Below are 21793 nucleotides of genomic sequence, written 5' to 3' on the forward strand. Positions count from 1 at the left end.
CTAATGTTTGGCAGGAGACGGCTGCGTCTGCGAAGGTTTTTTATGTAATTACGACTGTCAGCTCTCACACCCGCCAAATCCCGGGCACAAAAAAGCCGGTTAATCCTGAGGACTAGACCGGCTGTTTTGGTGTAGCGATATGGTGGGTCGTGTGGGATTCGAACCTACGACCAATTGGTTAAAAGACAATTGGAACCTGGTATCGGCATTTCTGACCGTTAGTTCCCGTACAAACCCAAGCAGCTTCGCAGCCTCTAATGACCCCACATTAGAGGCTCCAACCCATGAAAATCGCTTCGGTCGTATCGACCAAAGGTGGCACAGGAAAGACCACCAGCTCAGCGAATATCGGTGCATTCTGCGCTGACGCAGGTCTTAGGACACTCCTCATTGACCTGGACCCAGTCCAACCGTCCCTTTCCTCCTATTACCAATTGGTCGAGGAAGCACAAGGCGGCATCTACGACCTACTGGCGTTCAACGACACAAACTTTGCGCGCATTGTTTCCACTACCTCAATCCCAAACCTGTCGCTGATTATTTCGAACGACATCAACAACCAACTGATCAATTTACTGCTTCAGGCACCTGATGGCCGCTTGCGTCTGGCTAACCTGATGCCCGCTTTCAAGGATCATTTCGACCTGGTCTTGATCGATACCCAGGGCGCTCGTTCCGCCATGCTGGAAATGGTGGTCCTGGCCTCTGACATGGTCATATCCCCTCTACCGCCTAATATGCTCGCCGCCCGAGAATTCAGCCGCGGCACCCTGCAGATGCTGGATGGACTACGCGCCTACGGACGGCTGGGTTTGAAGATCCCGCCCGTGCATATCGTGATCAACAACTTCGATTTGACCGCCGATGCGCAAATGATCAATCAGTCCGTGCGTGAGATTTTTCACGGCAATCCTGAAATCGACGTTCTGCAATGCACTGTTCCAGCTGCGGTGGTGTTCCGTGATGCCGCGTCCCTGGGCATGCCGGCGCACCGTCTGGAGTATCGACAACCCTCCAATCGTAAAGCGCCGTGTGCACTGGCCATCATTCGCCAGTTAGCTCTCGAACTGTTTCCCGAATGGCATGAGCAATTCGAGGCAATGACTGAAGGTTTCGTCAAAGCCCTCGTGAAGCCTCGGCAAGGGGGTCAGTGATGGATCGTCTAAAAGTTCTGGATAAAGTTTCCAAATGCTTCTCTCTGGCGAACGCAAATGGTGCATCTGCAACTGAAATCGAAACAGCACTGCGCCAGGCCAGAAACCTGATGAAGCAGTACAACCTCGAAGCTGTGGACGTGGCGGCTCACCGAATTATCGAAACCAGCGTGCCCACCGGCACCCGGCGAGCGCCCCAAGACTGGCTGCATCTTCTGGCGAGTATTTGCGGGCGGGCGTTCGACTGCCAGCCTTTGGCTTATCGAAGCCAGGTGCAGGGCTGGTCATTCAAATTTCTGGGTATGGGAATCTCTCCCGAGCTCGCAGCACATGCCTATTCGGCACTGCATCACCAACTGGTCGTTGCACGCCGTGAGCATGTGGGTCAACAAAAGTACTGCCAACTCAAGACCAAACGTCGTCGTGGCTTGCTGTTCGCCGAGGGCTGGCTGAATGCAGTCGGCAACAAGGTGGTTGGGTTTGCAGAGGGCATGGACGATTCAACACGTCAGGCCATCAGTGCATATCTGCAGCAACGTCACCCAACGATGAAAACCTCTTCGATCATACCTCTGGAGGTTAAAGGGCATGATCTTGGATCCCTGAGAGCTGGCTGGATTGATGGGCAAGCCGTTGAGCTTCGTCGCGGCGTTGGCGAAGCCCGTCAATCCGGCCTTTCTGGGCGGGAGTCGGGCCAATGAACCATCTCGATCTTTCTGCGCCCTACTCCGTTGAAGCTGAACAGGGTGTTTTAGGTGGGCTTTTGCTCGACAACAACACTTGGGACCTGGTCGCAGACAAATTGGAGGCCTCTGACTTTTTCCGGCAAGAGCATCGCGTGCTATTCCAGGCAATGGCCAAGCTCGCGGGCAAGTCCATCCCCTTCGACATCGTGACCGTTAATGATGCGCTGGAAGTACCTGCCGAAACTGGGGGGTTGGCCTACTTGGGCGAGCTGGCCAAAAATATACCCTCAGTAGCCAATATCGAGCATTACGCGCACATCGTGCGCAATCGCTCCCAACTCAGACGATTGATGTCACTGGGTTTCCAGTGCTCGCGTGAAGCAACAGATCCGCAAGCCAATGCCGTAGAGGTTCAAGAGTCGATTGAGCAGCAGTTGTTCGCCCTGGGCGAGAACGTCAGTTCATCAGAGTTCATCAACATCAACCAATGCCTGATGAGCGTTGTTGATCAAATCGACGAACACTTCAATGGCAACATTTCCGTTACCGGGGTGCCCTCGGGGTTGAGTGATCTGGACGAACTGACGTCCGGGTTTCAGGAAGCTGATCTGATCATCCTCGGCGCTCGCCCTTCGATGGGCAAAACATCCCTGGCACTCAACTTCGTCGATGCAGCCTTGCAGGCCAGACATGAGCGAACCGTCCAGGTGTTCAGCCTCGAAATGCCTGCAAAAGCCTTGCTCTATCGGTTGATAGCCATACTCGGCCACCTCGATCTCGGACGGGTGTTGAAAGGCAGATTAGAAGAGGATGACTGGCCCAAACTGACCGCTGCTGTGAACCGAATCAACCAATACGGTGAACGACTGGTCATCGATGATTCGGCAGGTCTGACCCCCGCTGCGCTGCGTGCAAAAGCACGGCGGGCGGCTCGGCGTTACGGCCACCCAGCCCTGATCATGGTCGATTATTTGCAACTGATGATCTGCCCCAACCAGGAAAACCGGGCCAATGAAATCAGCGCAATCACACGTGCCCTGAAAGCTCTGGCCAAGGAAATGAATTGCCCTGTTATTGCGCTCTCCCAGCTCAACCGCGTTCCAGAACAACGTTCGAACAAACGCCCGATCAATGCTGACCTGCGTGACAGCGGCGCCATTGAACAGGACGCCGACCTGATTCTGTTTATCTATCGCGACGAGGTCTATCACCCGCAAACAGAGTTCAAAGGCATAGCCGAGCTGATCATCGGCAAACACCGCAACGGGCCGACCGGAACCGTCAACACCGCATTTATTCCTCATCAAACCCGCTTTGCAAATCTTGGTGCCAGCAACTGGCAAGGAGAACGCATATGAGCATTTCGCAAGAGAGGCTGCGCCGAAACGCTGCCTTGCCTCCAACCGACATTTCCTGCTTGAGCTCGCAAGCACACTCTCCTTCAACCAAGCGGAAATTATCGCAATTCAAGTCGGCAATATTTTTGGAAATCCGGAGCCTCGGTCATGAGTCCTGCGCTGAGTGATCCGCTGAACATCTACAAAACACACATCCAACATCCCCAAAGAAGGGAGCTAGTCATGACCCCAGCGCCACCACGTCCACGCATGGAAAAATTCGTTATCCGCCTCCCGAGTGGGATGCGCCAGCGTATCGCCGAGATAGCGCGTTTTAACGCTCGTTCCATGAACTCGGAAATCGTTCACCGCTTGCGAAGCATGGCCGAACTGGAGGATGCACTGGAGCGTGCGCACAAAGTGATCGACCAGCTATTGGCAGCAGCCCCTGGCACCGAAGAGCCTGGGGCCCGAACATGAAATCTACGTTGGTGCAGACCATGAAAGAGAAGCTGATGCAGCCTGCCTTTGAGCACAAGGCGCCGACAGCAGAGCGTCTGAGTGATCCTGTGGTCGACACACCCATGTTGTTATCGCTGGATGAAGTGCTGCCTTATGACAGCAACCCGCGAACCACGCGTAACCCCAAATACGCTGAAATCAAGGAATCCATCAGGCAGCGCGGGCTTGATACGCCGCCACCTGTGACGCGAAAGCCGGGCGAAGATAAATTCCGGATCAGGAACGGTGGTAATACTCGGCTGGCGATTCTCAACGAGTTGTATCGCGAAACAGGCGATGAAAAATACTTTCGGTTTCATTGCCTCTTCCGCCCCTGGGACGAAATGCGCGGCGAAATCATATCCCTGACCGGGCATCTCGCTGAAAACGACCTTCAGGGCCAACTCAAATTTATCGAGCGCGCTATCGGGGTCGATAAGGCCAAAACACTGTACGAAGCCGAACTTGGAGAACCCATCTCTCAACGAGAACTTGCACGGCGACTTGCAACTGACGGGTACCCGGTCTCGCAACCTCACATCAGTCGAATGCAAGATGCTCTACGCTACCTGCTTCCTGCAGTACCGGGTCTGTTGTACTCAGGTTTGGGCTTTGAACGAGTGACCAAACTTCTGGGGCTCAGAAAAAGTGCGTTGGCATGCTGGGAACAGAAATATAAAGCGCAAGGCACCGTCCTGGACTTCGACACGATCTACCAGGATGTGCTGGCTCTGTTTGAAGGCGATGCCGACGAATTTCTATTTTCAAGTTTTCAAGATGAGCTTATTGACCAGCTAAGGGAAACCCTGGGCCTTACCTACGACGAAATACTGCTGGAAATCACCCGAAATCAGGATCAATTGCGCCGTTCCACACCTGTACTGGACCTACCACAGCCCACGTTGATCGGCGCTACACACGAACAAAATCTGCCACCCCAAACTCACCCCGATACAGACACCACAGAAGCAACTCAAACAATCAGCAGTATCGCGCAGGCAAATCAAAAGTCAGTCGAAGCAGCTCAATCGTCGCCACAGATGAGTGCCGAGGATATCCAGGCTCGCCTTGATGCTCATGTCGCAAGCCCGGTAACAACGTCTGCAAGGGTTCAGCAAATCAAACAACGGCTCGCCGCACTTGATGGTGAAGCGTTGCCGGACTTCAACGCCAATGCACTGGTTGCCATTCCGGTGCAGGCCGGCGGCCTGCATCCCATTTCAGACCTCTGGTACATAGAACGTGAGATCGACCTACCGGATGAGCTACGCAGGCATATTGCGCAATTGGCCCGAGAGATCGTCGAATCAGTGAATGCACCAGGGAAAATATCAGCGGTTGAAGGCGGGATCGGCTTTAGCTACCGGCACCCTGAAGATGAAGTAGAGATCACGGGTACTGCTCAACACACCTTGATGCTGCTCCAGTCCTTGAGCGGCTCCGTTGCCATTGCCCTAAATATGATCAGGCAAGAACCCGACATACAGATAGATGCATTAAAAGACTTCGAATTCGCGGCAGGCCTTGGCCCTCTCTTACTGGGACAACCCATCACCCAGGATCAGCCACCAAACGACGCTGGCCGACTCAGCGATGGGGCACTGGTAAAACTGTTTCGCATCATTCGCCTGGCAAGGCGCCTGATAGATCTGGAAATCGGCTCATCAACAGCTTTAGAACCGCAAACTGAGCGGTGACGTCGAGTAATCCACGGAGGACGTTGCAATGTCCAAGACACCTATCAATGAGGCCATTCTGTCGCAAGTCCTGCATAACATGCGTAATGGCCAATTGAAGCGCTGCATTGAAATGGGCCTTGAGCCAGAGATACTGGCCCAGCTTCAACAGCCATCAGTATTGAGCTTGCTGCTTAACACCCCCGTGTCTTGGTGCACGGTAACCATTGATGCAGACATGGTGAAACGGCTCCTGACCGGCGCAGAGCGTTCTGAGGATGAAGCCCGCATGATTGAGCGGGCACTGCGTCTTGGGGCAACCACACAGATGCTGCAGCAATTTTTCGGTCTATCGCCGCAAGACGTTGCACTGCAACGCTTGATCATTGGTGTGACGCCGCGTCGAGGTCGGTGGCGTGAATTCAGCGAAGAGATGGACACTCATCTCTGGTATCGATGGACGCACCTGATGGAAGAACATCAAGTCGGACTGAAGGACAGTATCGCAGTGCTCGATATCGCCATGCTGGTAGCCGAAGAACTAAACGTACCTCACGACACTCATGATCCCGCCGACAGCCTCAGCCTGGCCGTAATCTGGAGCCGTATCAAGGACTGGATCAAACAAGGACTCTATCCCCCTGTGCATGGGAGGCCTCATAAGCCACAACTGCACCATTCAATCTCAAACGACAACAAGCCCGTTTAGCTGCCTAAGAGGCAAGTGAGCCCGAACCATGAAGTCTTCCCGGCTCTCCATTTCAACCATTTTGGATTCTGTCACAGGCAAGCTTGAAGCTCATCTACGCGATAAAAAGCGCAACCTTTCCGTCGACAGCAGCGATACCCCTCCCTATGCAGGCATTATTTTCAGCGGCAACCCCCACGAGACAGTCCCTCGTCGCCTGCTTCTGGATGACCGTTTGACGCCACTGGAAAGAAATACGTGGCAAGTATTTCGCCTTCTGATCAACGACGATGGCTTAACGGCGTTTCCAACCTACGACCAATTACGGCCCTATCTAGGCATGCAGCCCGGTAAACCCGCATCACGAGAAACCATCTCCAAGGCGTTAGTGACGCTTCGCCTGACCCGATGGCTCAGCTTGGGTCGACGTGTTCGCAACGACCTGACCGGCCAGATTCAAGGTAACGTCTATTTGCTCCACGATGAGCCTGTAACGCCGGCCGAAGCTCTTGAGTTCGACAAGGACTATCTGCACCTGCTCGGGCAGTCCATCAATCACCAGACCAAGGTGATTCGGGAAGTTGCTGAAATCGCCTGGAATGAGTTCTCGGCGGACCCGGATGTGGGACAGCGTCTGCCAAGCCGGGTGGAGATCATCGAAACTCGCCTGAACGAACAATCCTTGCTCAAAGAGCAAGCTCTCTCGACCACAAAAGAACCAGAGTTCGGTATCCCAACTCAGCACAGTCAACCCCTGCATTCACTGAGTTCGGATGCCGAACTCAGTGAAAATATGACTGTGAAAGAGTTTTCAGCCCCCAGTTCGGAGTCCGAACTCAGTCGAAAAACGCAGAGTTCGGACTTAGTTCGGATTCCGAACTCATATAGTACGTATACAAATACAAACAACGTTTTATGTAAAAGCTCTGTACATGTACCCACAGCCTGCGACGAAACGGCTATCGATTGGCTCGAAACCCTGAAGCGTCTCCCGGAAGATCAAAAAAACATCGCTGTGGAGGCAATCCAGAAGGTCCCTGCGGAAATTAAACCTGGTCTCATCAGGCAATGGGCTCACCGCTGCAACGCTGGTGGTGTTCGAAAACCCTTGGGGTACCTGTTGAAGCTCGTCGGCAGTGCGATTCGTGGTGATTTCAACAGTCGCTGGAACCCCGGCGAACCCGCTACCGAACATCAAACAATCTCTCGCGCCCCTGCTGAGCCCTCCTCACATGATGCGGTAATGGCACGTCATGACGTTTCAGCCAAAGCCCCGAACCTACCGCGAAGCGCCGAGGCAATGCAGACGGCAAACCAACAGTTGAGCGAAATGATGAATCTGCTTAGGCACCGGCAACTCAGACCACCTCAACTGTCCTCAAGCTAGTCATCGATAGTTTTAGTGATGTGGGCCACATCACTTGTTCGAATTCCAGCATCGGCGTTGCCAGTGCTCTGAGTGATGTGGCCCACATCACTTCTGCGAATTCCGACATCGGCGTTGCCAGTGCTCTGGGTGATGTGGCCCACATCACTTCTGCGAATTCCGGCATCGGCGTTGCCAGTGCTCTGGGTGATGTGGCCCACATCACTTCTGCGAATTCCGGCATCGGCGTTGCCAGTGTTCTGGGTGATGTGGGCCACATCACTTGTTCGAATTCCAGCATCGGCGTTGCCAGTGCTCTGGGTGATGTGGCCCACATCACTTCTGCGAATTCCGGCATCGGCGTTGCCAGTGCTCTGGGTGATGTGGCCCACATCACTTCTGCGAATTCCGGCATCGGCGTTGCCAGTGTTCTGGGTGATGTGGGCCACATCACTTGTTCGAATTCCAGCATCGGCGTTGCCAGTGCTCTGGGTGATGTGGCCCACATCACTTCTGCGAATTCCGGTATCGGCGTTGCCAGTGCTTTGGGTGATGTGGCCCACATCACTTCTGCGAATTCCGGTATCGGCGTTGCCAGTGCTTTGGGTGATGTGGCCCACATCACTTGGGCAGGATCCAGAATCGATAGCGGTGGTCAGCCGGGTGGTGTGGCAAACACCTCTAGCCCGACATACCCATAAAACCCTGAAATCCCCGAAATAGACGCACCAATAAATACTCTTCAATCCGAAAATCTATTTCTTGCTGCATCCGCTTCACGCCAATTGCAGCATGAGTTCATCAATCCTCTTCCAAGGAAAACCTGAACTATGGCTGACAATTACCGGCTCAATATTGGCTCCTTGCGCAGCGATGTGAAGCTCACCCTGCACACCCACCACGCCGCCCGTATCTGGATGGGACGCCCAAAGAGCGATCTCAAACCCGGCATCATTGGCCTCTCGGGGTTCTGCTCTGTCGTCAATCGCATGTCTCGTGGCGCCCAACAGGACGATCCCTACTCTGACTGGTGGATGATCCTTCTGGAAGACAAGATCCGTGAGTCGAAACAAGGTCTGAAAGACATCGAAGCACGGCTGGACACCGCAATGACCACATTGCCGCCCGCTATCTCCATCAGCGAAAACCTGTCCATCCAGCCCATCAGTATGCCCCTCTACATCTCCAACCCAATCGGATTTCAGGCCGTCTACCTGCTCACAGGTTATGACGAAATCGTGAGACGCATCCTCCTGGCCCAGCACGTCGGGCTGGTCGGACGCCGCGATATGGAAGCCTGGATTGACGAAGGCGCAGCCGTGCTGCGCAGCTTGTTTGGCCTGGCCCAGCTCTACAAGTACTCCGGGGCCGAGCGGGACGACTTCGCGGCCAACAATGCCAAGGCTGAAGCAGCCCGCAAGCTGTACGAACGCTACGGAGAACTGCCCCAGGACATTCTGCAAGGCTTGCGCCGGTCGACCTTTGCACCACCGATTATTCGTGGCCAGCAGCAAACCGAGACGGATGAACACTCCGAAGACGCAGCCGAGGATTAATCGATATGGGCCAGACCATTAACCCTCATGGGTCGCTGCACCAGAGCCGCTTCCAACCACTGCAACAAGAAGCCTTTCAGCGACTACAACAAGCTGCCTCACTAAAAGGCCTTTTAAAGCCCTTTAAAGGTAAGGGGGAGCTGAGCCAATTAGCCGAGGTATGCCGGGCCCAGGAGTCCGGGTTGAGAGCCCTTGTCCAGGATGTGCTGAAACAGGCACGCCAGTATCCATTCACCCTGGTGCCCGTTCGGTTGAATGAGCAGAAAACCAAGTGCGGCACCCAGTTCCTGAGATGGCAGAGGGTGCCTGACTTTCGAATGGGCGTAGGGGTCTGGGCCGAGATGATGGCTAGCCCAAGGACACCGCAAACGATGCTGTACGACCTGTATGCCATGGAACTGCAGCGCATCACCTTGAACATGCAAATGAGCTTGATCCATTCGATTTACAAACAGGCCGTCGAGTGCGCCGAAAAGATGGCGCTCGCCGAAGCGGTATTGCTCCAGCGCCTGCATCAGCTCACCCATCCCTCGCAACAACCACAAACGGAGAGTCCAGCATGACCAGCAAAGCACCCAGTGCCTGTGCCCATTCGAATGAAGTTTCAGTCGAGTTTGTCGACGGCAAAGCCACCACGACAAGCCTTGATGTGGCCATTCACTTTGGAAAGCGGCATGACAATGTCATGCGAGATATCAAGAACCTTGAATGTCCCAGTGAATTTGCACTCCTCAATTTTGAGGAGATGTCTCGAAAGGTCACCGTTGGCAACGGGGCAGTACGAGAGGAGCGCTTCTATCGAATAACACGCGACGGCTTCACTCTGCTCTGCATGGGATTCACCGGCAGGGAAGCTCTGCACTGGAAGATTGCGTACATCAACGCCTTCAACAAAATGGAACAGGTACTGATTGAGCAACCGGAAATACTGGCCCAAAAGCACCTGCTCAAATTCGCCCTACTGACCCTTGAACTGATGCGCGACCGCACACATGGGCGCCCGCCCCGGCCAAGCTCCGAACAAGTGCTACAGAACTACCTGGCCGTGGAATCACTGGCCCAGGCCACACCCGATCAACTCAAACAGGCAATCAACTTCCTGCAAGGTCAGATCATCGGCGAAGGCGCCGCCGCGACCACCCTGCCGGGCGTTGCCGGCACCTCCATTGCAAAAGATCTCCTCTATGGGCTGCTTCGCTCTGCCCATGACGCTGAGCTGCTGTTCAACTCCCTATATGACCGTGGAATTGAAAGGCTGGCCAGCGAAGCGTTCAAAAGCCATATGGCGGGCAAACTGGCCGAGACCTCACAGCAAGCCCGCGAACTGCTCGGCTATGTCTCCAGCTTCGCCACTCGCAACCCCTATGAATCCAGAAAAACACATTGAGGACATAACCATGGGCACTACCTTACAAGGCTGGGAAGGCAATATCGGCTCAACACCGGAGTTCAAGGAATTCCCAAACGGCAACAAAGAACCGCGGCGCCTGCTGCGTTTGAATGTCTACTTCGATAACTCAATCCCCGACGGTGCCGGTGGTTACGAAGATCGCGGCGGATTCTGGGCCGGGGTCGAGTGGTGGCACAAAGATGCAGAGCACTACGCCTCCCTGTTCCAGAAAGGCATGCGCGTCACCGTTGCCGGCCGAGCGGTCATGGACCACTGGGAGCAAGATGGCCAGCCCCATCAAGCGCTCAAGCTGCAGGCTAATCGTGTGGCCATTCTTCCCCATCGGATAATCATGGTAAGCCTGGTGCCTTCACAGAATCAGAGCTCATCGCAGCCCAGGCCTCAGCAGCCCCAGCCTCAACCGCAACTGAGCATCGATGACTACCCGGAAACAGATGAGTCTTTGTGACCGGACACTAAAATCAGCCACACGGGCATCTGCTGGTGAGAAGGGAAACGGTCCATCGTCGCCCTTCTCATTAGCTGATCGCACACACCTTTAACGTTTATCACTTATGTCACAGAGTCATTACAGCACTGAGTCCCCGTCGAAAAAAATAATCAGAAAATCGCCCAATCGTGATGCTACCGTTTGATGGATCTGTTCTTCGCGGGACTCAACCCATAATGCAAATCACAACACCTTCGAAACCTATGGACAGACGCCGACTCAACAATCCCCATGCTGTCGTAGAGAGCGCCGGGAGAGAAGCCGCCCGTAGCGGCCAGCGCGTGCATAGCTGCCCATATCGTCACCCAGCCATGCGGGCATCTTGGCTCAACGGATTTGCCAAAGAGCAGCAACTGACCCTGGATCTTCATTGATGCCGGAGGACTAATCTTCAGCGCCTCGAAAAGTGACAGCTCGGTTCGTAAAAATTTCCTGCAGACTGACTGGATCATTACCCAAGTCTGTTTTTCGTCTTATCTCTTCAAGGCCTAGCTCAATACGGTAATCACACAGATGATCGAAAAGCTTGTCTTGAGAGATCCTGACGGCCTCACCTCCACTCTTGGTGCACAAAATATGCAGCACGGCAGCCAATGGAAGAGACAATGCATCCTCGACCTCGCGATCAAAGTACGCTTCCAACTGCCCAGCCAGCAGCTCCAGCCATTTATCATTCAAATTACAGGGCAGTGTGGACTCAGGTCCGTTGTGCAGGACCTCGTCACGAAATGAAACCATCAGATCCTTAGCCATGGCATAACCCTCAGTTGTGAGGATGCCTATTTAACTACTGTCAAAAGACCATGACTCTATCTACGATCGCGTGAAACTTCCTGATTTTAGGTACATCACATCTTACTAAATAGTTACGACAAAAACCTGCAGCTCCCAGACGCTAAGCAGAACGTTTAGATTTCCTGCACTATCACTCCGAAAAAAACGATGATGCCTCCGCTTTTCCTCATTTTGCGTGCCCGAGATCGAAGCGAAAGCAGCCTGATTTGACCTCAGGTTCCGTCTGAAGTGCTCAAACCCATAAAGCAGTGCAGACCACGCAGGCCTAACGACGACACGATGCAGAACTCCCCAGCAACGATGAATTATTGCAAACGATCCCGCTTATGCGACAACACACCTAGCCCCCCTCAAAGGTACCCGCTGCTTAATTTTGCCGGTTTGCAAATACTGAGCTATCGTATTTTGTGGAAGCGTGCCAGCATTAAGAAATAACGACTATAAAAGAGGAGCTTGTAATGGCTGCTGCAGAAAAAGGGTTTCGAGTGGTTGGAGGAACAGAAACCGGTACTGGTTTTGATGATATTCTAGCAATAGAAAAAACCCTAACACCTCAAGTAGTAATCGCTTTATGTGGACCATTAGGCACGCCATTACATGAAGTAGCCCAGAGCTTTAAAGATTTATTGCTCAGCACGGACTACGGCTATGAACAAGTAGAAATAATAAGACTCAGCGAAGAAATAAGATCTACCTCAAGCATGGAGCCGAATTGCTCTATCAAAGAATTAATTGAGGCTGGAAACGAACTAAGAAGAAAGCACGGCAACGAAGTACTGGCAAAACTAGCAGTCAAAAAAATAAGTATTTCAAGAGCATCAGAGCAAGCTAAAGCAGCAGCCGCTAAAAAAGCTGAGCATCCAGACCTATTCAACAACGAAAGCGACAACGAGCTAGTACCAAATGTAACACTAAAATGGTGCCATATAATCGATTCCATTAAGCATGTAGATGAACTTCGTCTCCTGAGGTCTATCTATGGGGAGATGCTTTATGTAATAGGCGTTTACTCACCTATTGAAATGCGTATTTCCAGGCTGGAAGGTGCACTTAAAGGAGGATCTGCTCATGACTTGATTGACAGAGACTCTGGTGAAGAAATAGATCATGGACAACGAGTTGAGGATACCTTCCCTCAATCAGACTTTTTTCTTCGCGTAGAAAAAACCACAGATTCGCACCGATTAAATAGAGTTAAACGCTTTTTAAACTTAATGCTTGGAACTGTCATCGCTACTCCTACTAATAACGAGCGTGCTATGTACGCTGCGTTTTCAGCCGCACGCAATTCAGCTTGTTTATCCCGACAAGTAGGGGCAGCAATTACAAGCGAAAGCGGCGAGCTCATTTCAACAGGATGGAATGATGTACCGAAAGCATTTGGAGGTCTTTATCAAACAGAAGGCGACGGATTAAACTCTGACGAGGATCGTCGCTGTTGGAATATGAGTGGTGGTACATGCTCAAACGACCAAGAGAAAAAATTAATATCACACTTCATCGTAGACCAGTTAGTAAGCGCGTCAATTATTCCAGCTGAAAAAAAGCAAGATGCGCTCACTGTAATTAGAACCAAAACACAGCTTAAGTCTCTTATAGAATTTTCACGTGCCGTACATGCTGAAATGCATGCACTACTTAATGCTGGCGCAACGGACGGCAGCAAAATACGGCATGGCAAGTTATTTGTTACAACATACCCCTGCCATTCTTGTGCTAGGCACTTAGTTGCAGCGGGCATAAAAGAAGTTATTTTTCTTGAACCCTACCGCAAGAGTCTTGCCACAAGGCTTCATCAAGATGCTATAACTGAAAATGAGAGTGACGCCACAAAGGTTCGTGTTCTTCCGTTCGATGGCGTTGCACCAGCTCGCTTTCTTAAATTCTTCTCCGCACACCCCGCTGGTCGGAAAAGCGATGGGCGGATGATCATAAGAGACGCGGAGCCAGTGGCTAGAATCTCAATGGAGGCCGTTTCGACCCTTGAAGGATTGGTAGTGAAAGGGCTAGAATCTTGCCGCCTTTAATGGCCTGAAGCGAAGGAGCTTGTTATGGACCTGCTAGAAAAGACCCCCGCAGCTGAGGCGATGGCACAGCTCTCCTTGTGTTTTGAGGCCTCAGTCCATCTCGAAAGTTCTAGCTCTGGTGCAGGATGTGATACCGAAATCACGTTGCCTTCCCCTGTTTCCGTATCTATTCAACCTAAGGGGGTCGTGTTGTCATTCCCTCAGGATCGCTTTTCATCAAGCACTCAAAATAAGTTAATACAACAAATCTTACAACGAAATCGTTTTTTCTAACGCGTTCAAAATGTAGTGAGCGAGGCAGAGACATCAGCTTCGCTCACTAGTTAAAAATCTTAAAAATAGTTAATCAACAGTTCCAGAAAAGAAAAAGCATTTAACTCATACAACCTAAATAAAATCTCATTCAACCACATCCTCGCCCACACTCAGTGACAAAATAATTTTTTGGCTTAATCACATAAAAGCTATATATAACACCCTACAATGCAAGTCCAACCCTCCCCCCTATAACTCTAATTACAATGCACCGTTCTCAAAAAGCTCGCAACACTCACGAATTCATTTTTTGTTGCGTACGTGACGCTCACTCACGAAGCTGGCTCTTGATGCATTCCACTGAGAGTTGGCCCAATGAAATTACTAATCATCGAAGCCCCCGGCAAGCTGAAAAAACTCCAGCCCATGCTGAAGAAACTACGCCCCGGCGAAGACTGGCAAGTGATTGCCAGTGGCGGCCATATCCGCGACCTCCCGGCCAAAGGCCAGGATGTCGACATGATTACCACCGGTGTGCGCAAAAACTTCGCGCCGGTATACGAGGTTCTGGAGAAGAGCACTCGCGCCGTGCAGGCAATGAAAACGGCGGCCAAAAAAGCCAGTGACATCTATCTGGCAACCGACCCGGACCGTGAAGGCGAAAGCATCAGTTGGCATATCCAGCAGGTGTTGGGCCTTAAAGATTACAAACGCATCACCTTCAATGAAATCACCCTGAAACGGGTCGAGGAGGCACTGACCAACCCACGACAAATCGACCTGAACAGAGTGGCCTCACAAGAGTGTCGGCGCGTTCTGGATCGGTTGGTTGGATACCTGGTAACTCAGGAACTACGCCGCCTGATGGGTAAACCGACTTCTGCAGGTCGCGTGCAATCACCTGCCGTTTATTTGGTGGTCTTGCGCGAGCGCGAAATTCACACCTTCAAGGTAATTACCCATTACGGAGTACGTCTGAATTTCACGGGTTTGGCCCAAGGGCTCTCCTGGCACGCCGAATGGCAACCCGTACCGGATTTTGCGAACAAAGACTTCCCCTACGTTCAGGACAGTAACCTGGCCCAACTCGTCGCCAGCACCCGCAACGTAGTAGTCGAAGCCTGCGAAGATCGCAAAACTGAGCGTCATCCCCCTGCCCCGTTTATCTCATCCTCACTGCAGCAAGCCGCTAGCAACGCCTTGAAGTGGGATCCGGACAAGACCATGCAGGTTGCCCAGCGTCTCTACGAGCAAGGCGTCATCAGCTACCACCGCACGGACAACCCCAATATCCCTGACGAAGCCATGACGGATATTCGCTCAGTGGCCAGCATTCATGGCGTGAAGGCCCTCGATAAACGACGAGTATTCAAGGCCGCCGAAGGCGCGCAGGAAGGTCATCCGGCAATCACTCCAACATATTGGGCTAATGAGTCAGCCGGCGAGAACACAGAGGAGCAAGCGCTGTACAGACTGATCTGGACGCGCGCACTGGCCAGTCAACTCGAAGCTGCCCGTTATGACGTGCGTACGGCAAAACTGCTCGCCCTTGGCCCTGACGGTAAAACGCTGCGTTTCACTGCAACCGGCAAGACACTTAGTTACCCTGGCTGGTTGAAACTGCTCCAGGGCGATGACACCGACGATGAGCAGGACGCTGAAGCCAGCAACCCGGTCCCGGCACTCTCATCGAAACAAGTCCTTTCAGTACAAAGCGGCGAGTTGCTGACAAAGAGAACCCAGCCTCCTTCCAGGTACACCAAGGCCAGCCTGATCAAGGAAATGGAGCGTCGCGGCATTGGCAGGCCCAGCACCTTCGCCTCAATTCTGAAGAACATCACCAGCAAAGGCCTGATCGAGGAAAAAAACCGCAAGCTGATGCCTGCACCCTTGGGTGAAGAAACGATCGCCAAACTGGAGGGGTACTTCAGCTTTGTGGAGTTGGACTTCACCCGGGAATTGGAGCGTGACCTGGACAAAATTGCCCAGGGCCAAGATACCTATGGTGCCGTGGTCGCCCGGATGCATAAGCGCCTGGAGGAGGAGCTGTCGCAGCAACGCGGGTCACCAAATGCGGCCAAGCCTCCCACAACTCACTCAGCAGTCGCGAATAACACCTACACCTGCCCCAAGTGCAATAAGCCCCTCGCCAGGCTGCAGAAAAAAGGCGATGACGGCTATGATTTCTGGGGCTGTACCGGATTCAAATCCAACAATTGCCAGGTCAGTTACCCAATGCTTAACGGAAAACCGAATTTCGATAAACCCAAGGGATTGTGAGCAGAGAGGATTTTAATGGATGATCTCGGGAGGTTTTGTGGCAGATGCGCCAGTATCACCGGCCGAAATTCACGTGACTCCTGCAAGACCTGGTGGCTACATAAATGCGGGGACGCCGTAATGACGTACCTAAACGCGGTTCACCGTCAATCATGGCCTATCAATGGTTCTGAGAAAATGTCATATCCTGAGCGTTCTCCCTGAACCTTGATTAGACTGATATGACGCGCCTTATGAGTCGCCACGCCAGCCGAGATCAAAACGCTAAACTTGCACATTTTTGCGCAAATGGATAAACAAACGCATGGAATGAGCCATCATAAATCTGACGACACTAGATATAACTACGAAACAATCTGCCAAGCATTACTGCCTACTTAAACATGACCCACCCCAAAAAAAACTCCACTTGCAAGAAGCGCTTAGAAATAGCCATCCAAGATAAAGCTCATTAGTCAACATAGCGCTCAGAACATCTTGCATCACCCCTGCCTTACCCAAGAAAAACTTAGAACAAGAGATTTAACTCGACAAGCAAGCTTGAATATTGGTTTACTGACATACAACCAACCACTACAAGGAATTTCCACTTTGACAGCCGAACCTCAGCGGACCTTTCAAGAAGTTTTTAGCAAGCTGTTAAAAAGCATGCTTACCTATTGGGCACAAATTGGTGTTGTCGTGAGTTTGTGTTCAGCAGGACTGGGCCTCACTAGTCTTTATGCGTACACATACGCAATTGGTAGAACCGACCTATTCATGCCGTCGACAGAGGCAAAGTCGGACCTTGCAGTATGGGTCATTATCGTTGCCATCTTCATATCTATCTATATTTTTCTACTATTTTCCACCTCATGGCTGTTTGGAATAACTGTGGCCATGTTCGACCGAACCCCAAAACTTCAAAAGCACATTGCAGCCTGGCTTACACTCCCCGTTCTAACTGGGTTTATATCATTCATATTGGTGAGCTTCACCCTATACAAGTCTCTTGGAACTGGTTTTCCCACCACTGTAATTCTAGTCATGGTTTTGCTCACAACATGGTTTACACTGTCACGTCCAATCATAAGGATGGCCATTAGAACAAACCTAAAAAGGCACGCAAAAAAGAAGCCTGTAGGCTTTCACTCTAACAAAACTTTATTCGTGTTTTTTTTAATTCTATTTTTAATAGCTACAGTTGTAGCTGGAATATCCCCAACTCTTTTGATAGCTGCCACATACCTAGCATTTGAACCTAACACAAACACCTATTTCGCCGCTTTAATCTGCCTGCTCACTTTGGCAATGACACTACTACCCGTCATAATATTTTATCGCTCAAGCGGCGACGTTTATAATCGGACTTTTTTTGGCGTCTTTTCTGCCTTAATACTCTTTTGTTCATTTATCGTGATTCTGCCTAACACTATGGGATACATAGCCTATAGAGCGGCACTAGGGATTGATGTGAGACAGAAAGGAGCTGAACGCTTCATTCTCACTGGAGACCTTGGCTTACAAGACATAAACACGACACTTTGGAAAGCCCGAGCGGCAGCCCCAGGGAAAATTGAAATTCAGGCATTCCAGCTATTTTCTTTTGGCGACGTTCTGCTTTTATGCCCTAGCTCCTTGCTAAAACTTGAGCTTCACCAAATGAAGCAGCATACACACTACTGCATTCGCACACTCAATAGCAAAGCCACTCTAAAACCACAGAAGCCGCAACTACCAAACAATTTAAAAACCACTTAAACCGAACAACCCAAGGCACTGACTAAACCCCAAGCCACACCAAGCATTTCTTTAACCCATTAAGTGAGCTGTAAATGCTCACCTAATTTGCCACCTACCTATAGAGCGATAACATCACAAAGCAGCATTAACTGCCTTCTGACTATACATTGCCCTTTCCACATCAATTGCTCGCCAGGCATTAGATGTACCGTCCAGATCCAGCCAACGCTCTGCATCACCTTGCGCATTGAGCGATTCGGCGATACTTTGAAGTCGCTCACAATAATGCTGGTAGAGGGGAAAATTCCCTTTGACATTACTGATATAACCTCCTCGCAGATAAAAGCCCAAGTCTGGATTATTTTTGACGATCACGGAATCAATGACACCGCATTTTTCAGGTGCCATAAAAGCCGCTAGCTTGGATGCGAATGCAAATTGTATCTGGGGCAAGGCGCATAAGGTTTTGATAGCATCTCCGAAATTTCCCTTTTCAATTTCGCTAGCTGCTTGGCGTAAAACCGCAACTGCGCCTCCTGGCTTGAAATCTATCAGCCCTCGGATTCTCTGCGGCCGACCTTTTCGCAAGTAGCCCTTGCCATTCAATGCCAAAGTAGTTTTCGACATCGCACGGTTGGATTTGACAATCCCCGCAGCACCACTGTAGTGCCCCCAATAAAGCACACTGAGAAACCCGAGAAGCAAGGCGTTGTCTGCCTCCGAACGGAGAAGCTTTCGGTGATACTCATCAAGTTTCAGCGTTGTGGAAAATCGGATGGGATTACGAACTCCGGCATCTATAGCCAAGCCTACGCAAGGGTACGTGTATTTCTCTCGTCCAAGTTTGTAATCCATTTTAGCCCACCACTAATATTGAAATGACATTATTCAACAGCAGAACGTGTTCCTTCAACGGTTGTACTGGCCTAGCAGCAAATTTGAAAGAATCGGAGGGTGGGCTAACATCGCAATGACTGATATTGGCCCTTATTTTAAAAATGTACGCCTTCAAAATATCCATTTCCTGCTGCGCCCACTAACACAGCCTGCCAACGTACCCCCATCACCCACGGGGGCCGCTCTGCACATGATCAGGCACTTCACCACACTCTCTCTGCTCGCACTCGTCATCAGTTGTACGACTCGGTCAGAGCCACCAACCAAACCCGCGTTCGACAGCAGTCGTAACCCGGACTTGCTTGCGCCAGACCTCTACCCAAGCGGTGCCGTGCCAGAAAAAGAGCCCGTCGTACGCTATGGCCGCTACACCCTGGTCAGCACCCTGCCAACCTCGGGTCAGCGCGATCTGATGGCGCAGATCATCGACATCAGCATCCCCGCCAACATGAGCCCCAACGTTCGCGATGCCATGCAATACGTGATGAATCGCTCGGGGTACTCGCTGTGTGCGCCGAGTACAGGTCACATCAACATTCTCTACACCCGGCCACTACCGGCGGCGCAGTACAAGCTGGGCCCGATGACCCTGCGCAATACCCTGCAAGTACTCGCCGGGCCTGCCTGGCAGGTGAAGGTCGATGAGGTGAACCGTCAGGTTTGCTACGCGCTGCGAACTGGCTATCAACTGCCCGACGCACCAAAACCCGTCACCCTCGCTGTCGTGCAACAAGATCCGTCCCGGCCAACGGTGGCCAATCTCCCAGCGCCAGCCTCTGCTGTGATCAAAAGCTCAACGGCGGCGTTGCCTACCAGCAACCCAGCAACTCCAGTGAATCCCGGTAGCTCGACGTCTCCACCAGTCCCAATTCCAGCAACGCTCGCCAAGGACGGCCCTTCTCCAGAGCAAAAACCTGCTGTGGCGCGCGCTGCCCCAGCCAGTCCACCGCGCGCACCTGCGCCAGCACCACGCCCGGCAAGCTGGACTGCGCCAGTGGGCAGCACGCTGCATCAAACCATCGCGGACTGGTGCAAACAGGCGGGCTGGCAATTGATCTGGCAGACGCAGGACCTGGACTACCCGATCGAAGCCCCCCTGAACTTCAACGGCACCTTTCAGGAAGCGATTGCCCAGATCTTCCCACTGTACGACAACGCACCCCGGCGCTTCAGCGTCGACGGTAATGCCGTGCAACGGGTGGTGTACGTCTCGGAGAGGAAGCCATGATGCGCTCACTCATTTGCAACTGCTGCCTTGGCGTGGCGGTTTTGCTGTGTAGCAGTTGCTCGCTGCAGCCGGCCAGCGAGTCCTCCAGCCGAGCCGAGCAGGATGCAGTCGAGGCTTCCCGCTACGCCGCGCTTGCCCGTCATCAACAGCCCGAGCCCCCACGGGAGACGGTCATTTTCAGTGACAAGCCCTGGGTGTCGACCCGGCCGGTCATGGCCAAACGCGGCTTGCCTGCCGCGCTGGACTGCGAGCGCACCTATCGGCCGGCCGGGGCGGTTAGCATCAGTGACGTGGCGCAGTTCATCACCCATGAGTGCGGGTTGTCGGTACGGGTGGCGCCTGACGCGATCAATCCGCAGGTGAATGCCCGTACGCCCAAGGTCAATCAGTCCGCTTCAGGACCACCTCCAGTCATGGCGCCCAACCCGGAAAGTCTCGCAGGGCTGTTTCCCCCGGGCTTCAGCTCTGAAGGCGGACTGCCACTGCGCGGAATGGATTTTGCCGATGTGGGTGCGCCGAGAACGGTGAGCGGAATCAAGTTCAGCGGGCGTATTTCCGGGTTACTGGATCTGGTGACCTCACGCCTGGGGCTGGCATGGCAGTACTCACCCGTTGAGCACGCCGTGCGGGTGTATTACTTCGATACACAGGTATTCGAGGTGTATGCCTTCGGCGACAAGCAGGTGATCGAGAACACCGTCAAATCAGGCATGACCACCACGTCGGGCACGTCAGGTGGCAGTGGCAGCGGCTCCGGAGCCAGCGGAGAATCCGGCAGCCATCAAAGTACTCAGGTATCGCTCAATACGTCGATCCTGAGCGATATCGAGCAAAACGTGCAGGCGATGCTGAGTCCATCGCCACCGGGGCGGCTATTTATGGCCGCGTCGACCGGCACGCTTACCGTAACCGACCGGCCCGAGGTACTGGACCGGGTTGCGGCGTATCTGGCAAAAACCAATCGCGCCATTACTCGCCAGGTGCTGTTCAACGTGAAGGTGTTTGAAGTGGCGCTGACAGACAAGGACCAACTGGCCCTGGACTGGTCGGCTGTGTACAAGTCGCTGGCCAACAACTGGGGCTTTTCCCTGGGCAATACGCTGTCGGGCATCAGTGACAACGCCATCTCCGGCTCGATCGGCATTGTCGACGGCGCCAAATCACCCTGGGCGGGCTCAACCGCGATCATCAAGGCACTGGCCGAACAAGGGCGGGTGTCGAACGTGCGCTCGCCTTCAGTCACTACCCTCAACCTGCAACCGGCTCCCATCCAGATTGGCAATGTGAAGGGCTATATCCCGTCCAGCACCACCAGTAACACCGCTTCGGTGGGCAGCAGTACCACGTTGAATGCAGGAACCATCACCTCGGGCTTCAACATGACCCTGTTGCCACGCATCACCCAGGACGACGAAGTGCTGGTGATGATTTCCATCAACATGAGCTCCAAACCGGTGTTTCAGACCTTCACCAGCAACGAGTCCAGCGTGCAGACCGCGGACTACGACACCAAGGTACTAAGCCCCAAGGTCAAGCTGCGCAGCGGACAGACCCTGATTCTGTCCGGGTTTGATGAGAAGTCTGAAGACACCATGCACAGCGGTGTCGGCAACCCCCGGTTCTGGGGGTTGGGCGGCGCGCAAAGTCGCACGTCAACCCATACCGTGCTGGTGGTGCTAATCACGCCGATTCTGCTCGGCGAACCCGACCCGTGGAGAAGCTGA

Annotated in this window: 21 protein-coding genes; 19 read left to right on the plus strand and 2 right to left on the minus strand. The window is 52.7% G+C overall.

Features of this window, described 5'->3' with window-relative positions:
• The first annotated feature begins 284 nt into the window (after nt 1-284).
• The 13 genes from BFC21_RS10685 (at nt 285) to BFC21_RS10745 (ending at nt 11239) form a co-directional block, all read left to right on the plus strand.
• Nucleotides 285-1154 (plus strand): ParA family protein, encoded by an 870-nt coding sequence (locus BFC21_RS10685; RefSeq protein ID WP_120266067.1) that lies wholly within the window; start codon nt 285-287, stop codon nt 1152-1154.
• Complete coding sequence (locus tag BFC21_RS10690; RefSeq protein ID WP_177342583.1) at nt 1154-1855, plus strand: DUF2786 domain-containing protein; 702 nt, start codon at nt 1154-1156, stop codon at nt 1853-1855. The genes BFC21_RS10685 and BFC21_RS10690 overlap by 1 nt, the downstream gene beginning before the upstream one ends.
• Complete coding sequence (dnaB, locus tag BFC21_RS10695; protein ID WP_120266069.1) at nt 1852-3198, plus strand: replicative DNA helicase; 1347 nt, start codon at nt 1852-1854, stop codon at nt 3196-3198. The genes BFC21_RS10690 and dnaB overlap by 4 nt, the downstream gene beginning before the upstream one ends.
• A 222-nt stretch (nt 3199-3420) precedes the next feature.
• Entirely contained in the window at nt 3421-3657 is a 237-nt protein-coding gene (locus BFC21_RS27710) for an Arc family DNA-binding protein (RefSeq protein ID WP_120266711.1), read from the plus strand.
• Nucleotides 3654-5375 (plus strand): ParB family protein, encoded by a 1722-nt coding sequence (locus tag BFC21_RS10705; protein WP_120266070.1) that lies wholly within the window; start codon nt 3654-3656, stop codon nt 5373-5375. Before BFC21_RS27710 ends, BFC21_RS10705 begins: the two co-directional genes overlap by 4 nt.
• Before the next feature lie 28 nt (nt 5376-5403).
• The gene (locus BFC21_RS10710; protein WP_120266071.1) at nt 5404-6063 is read left to right on the plus strand and encodes a DUF2857 domain-containing protein; all 660 of its coding nucleotides are present in this window, start codon (nt 5404-5406) and stop codon (nt 6061-6063) included.
• Between the two features lie 28 nt (nt 6064-6091).
• Complete coding sequence (locus tag BFC21_RS10715) at nt 6092-7429, plus strand: STY4528 family pathogenicity island replication protein (RefSeq protein WP_120266072.1); 1338 nt, start codon at nt 6092-6094, stop codon at nt 7427-7429.
• 20 nt (nt 7430-7449) lie between these two features.
• Nucleotides 7450-8109, plus strand: coding sequence for a hypothetical protein (locus BFC21_RS10720; RefSeq protein WP_120266073.1), 660 nt, complete (start codon nt 7450-7452; stop codon nt 8107-8109).
• Nucleotides 8110-8238: 129 nt separating this feature from the next.
• Nucleotides 8239-8964 (plus strand): PFL_4669 family integrating conjugative element protein, encoded by a 726-nt coding sequence (locus BFC21_RS10725; RefSeq protein WP_120266074.1) that lies wholly within the window; start codon nt 8239-8241, stop codon nt 8962-8964.
• Nucleotides 8965-8969: 5 nt separating this feature from the next.
• The gene (locus tag BFC21_RS10730; RefSeq protein WP_120266075.1) at nt 8970-9527 is read left to right on the plus strand and encodes a DUF3158 family protein; all 558 of its coding nucleotides are present in this window, start codon (nt 8970-8972) and stop codon (nt 9525-9527) included.
• Nucleotides 9524-10351 carry a Rha family transcriptional regulator gene (locus BFC21_RS10735; protein WP_120266076.1) on the plus strand — a complete coding sequence of 276 codons (828 nt, stop codon included), beginning with the start codon at nt 9524-9526 and terminating at the stop codon, nt 10349-10351. The genes BFC21_RS10730 and BFC21_RS10735 overlap by 4 nt, the downstream gene beginning before the upstream one ends.
• A gap of 10 nt (nt 10352-10361) precedes the next feature.
• A complete protein-coding gene (locus tag BFC21_RS10740) occupies nt 10362-10823 on the plus strand; it encodes a single-stranded DNA-binding protein (protein ID WP_120266077.1) in 462 nt (153 codons plus the stop codon).
• A 218-nt stretch (nt 10824-11041) separates the two neighbouring features.
• Nucleotides 11042-11239 (plus strand): CrpP family ICE-associated protein, encoded by a 198-nt coding sequence (locus BFC21_RS10745; protein WP_120266078.1) that lies wholly within the window; start codon nt 11042-11044, stop codon nt 11237-11239.
• Between the two features lie 10 nt (nt 11240-11249).
• Here the strand turns inward: BFC21_RS10745 and BFC21_RS10750 are convergent, their stop codons facing one another.
• Nucleotides 11250-11618, minus strand: a complete 369-nt coding sequence (locus BFC21_RS10750; protein ID WP_120266079.1) for a hypothetical protein — start codon at nt 11616-11618, stop codon at nt 11250-11252.
• A 500-nt stretch (nt 11619-12118) separates the two neighbouring features.
• Between BFC21_RS10750 and BFC21_RS10755 the strand changes: the two genes are divergently transcribed.
• From BFC21_RS10755 to BFC21_RS10765, 4 genes are all read left to right on the plus strand, one after another.
• Nucleotides 12119-13687 carry an anti-phage dCTP deaminase gene (locus tag BFC21_RS10755; protein ID WP_120266080.1) on the plus strand — a complete coding sequence of 523 codons (1569 nt, stop codon included), beginning with the start codon at nt 12119-12121 and terminating at the stop codon, nt 13685-13687.
• A 24-nt stretch (nt 13688-13711) separates the two neighbouring features.
• Nucleotides 13712-13960 (plus strand): hypothetical protein, encoded by a 249-nt coding sequence (locus BFC21_RS27185; protein WP_162939311.1) that lies wholly within the window; start codon nt 13712-13714, stop codon nt 13958-13960.
• 357 nt (nt 13961-14317) lie between these two features.
• Nucleotides 14318-16222: a type I DNA topoisomerase gene (gene topA, locus BFC21_RS10760; RefSeq protein ID WP_120266081.1), complete on the plus strand. Its 1905-nt coding sequence runs from the start codon at nt 14318-14320 to the stop codon at nt 16220-16222.
• 591 nt (nt 16223-16813) lie between these two features.
• The gene (locus BFC21_RS10765; protein WP_120266082.1) at nt 16814-17962 is read left to right on the plus strand and encodes a hypothetical protein; all 1149 of its coding nucleotides are present in this window, start codon (nt 16814-16816) and stop codon (nt 17960-17962) included.
• Nucleotides 17963-18076: 114 nt separating this feature from the next.
• On the opposite strand, the gene BFC21_RS10770 is transcribed toward BFC21_RS10765, so the two are convergent.
• Nucleotides 18077-18799, minus strand: a complete 723-nt coding sequence (locus tag BFC21_RS10770; protein ID WP_120266083.1) for a hypothetical protein — start codon at nt 18797-18799, stop codon at nt 18077-18079.
• A gap of 232 nt (nt 18800-19031) precedes the next feature.
• Between BFC21_RS10770 and BFC21_RS10775 the strand changes: the two genes are divergently transcribed.
• A complete protein-coding gene (locus BFC21_RS10775; protein WP_120266084.1) occupies nt 19032-20069 on the plus strand; it encodes a TcpQ domain-containing protein in 1038 nt (345 codons plus the stop codon).
• Complete coding sequence (locus tag BFC21_RS10780) at nt 20066-21793, plus strand: PilN family type IVB pilus formation outer membrane protein (RefSeq protein ID WP_120266085.1); 1728 nt, start codon at nt 20066-20068, stop codon at nt 21791-21793. Before BFC21_RS10775 ends, BFC21_RS10780 begins: the two co-directional genes overlap by 4 nt.

The organism is Pseudomonas sp. TMW 2.1634 (assembly GCF_001703595.1).
Taxonomy (GTDB): domain Bacteria; phylum Pseudomonadota; class Gammaproteobacteria; order Pseudomonadales; family Pseudomonadaceae; genus Aquipseudomonas; species Aquipseudomonas fragi.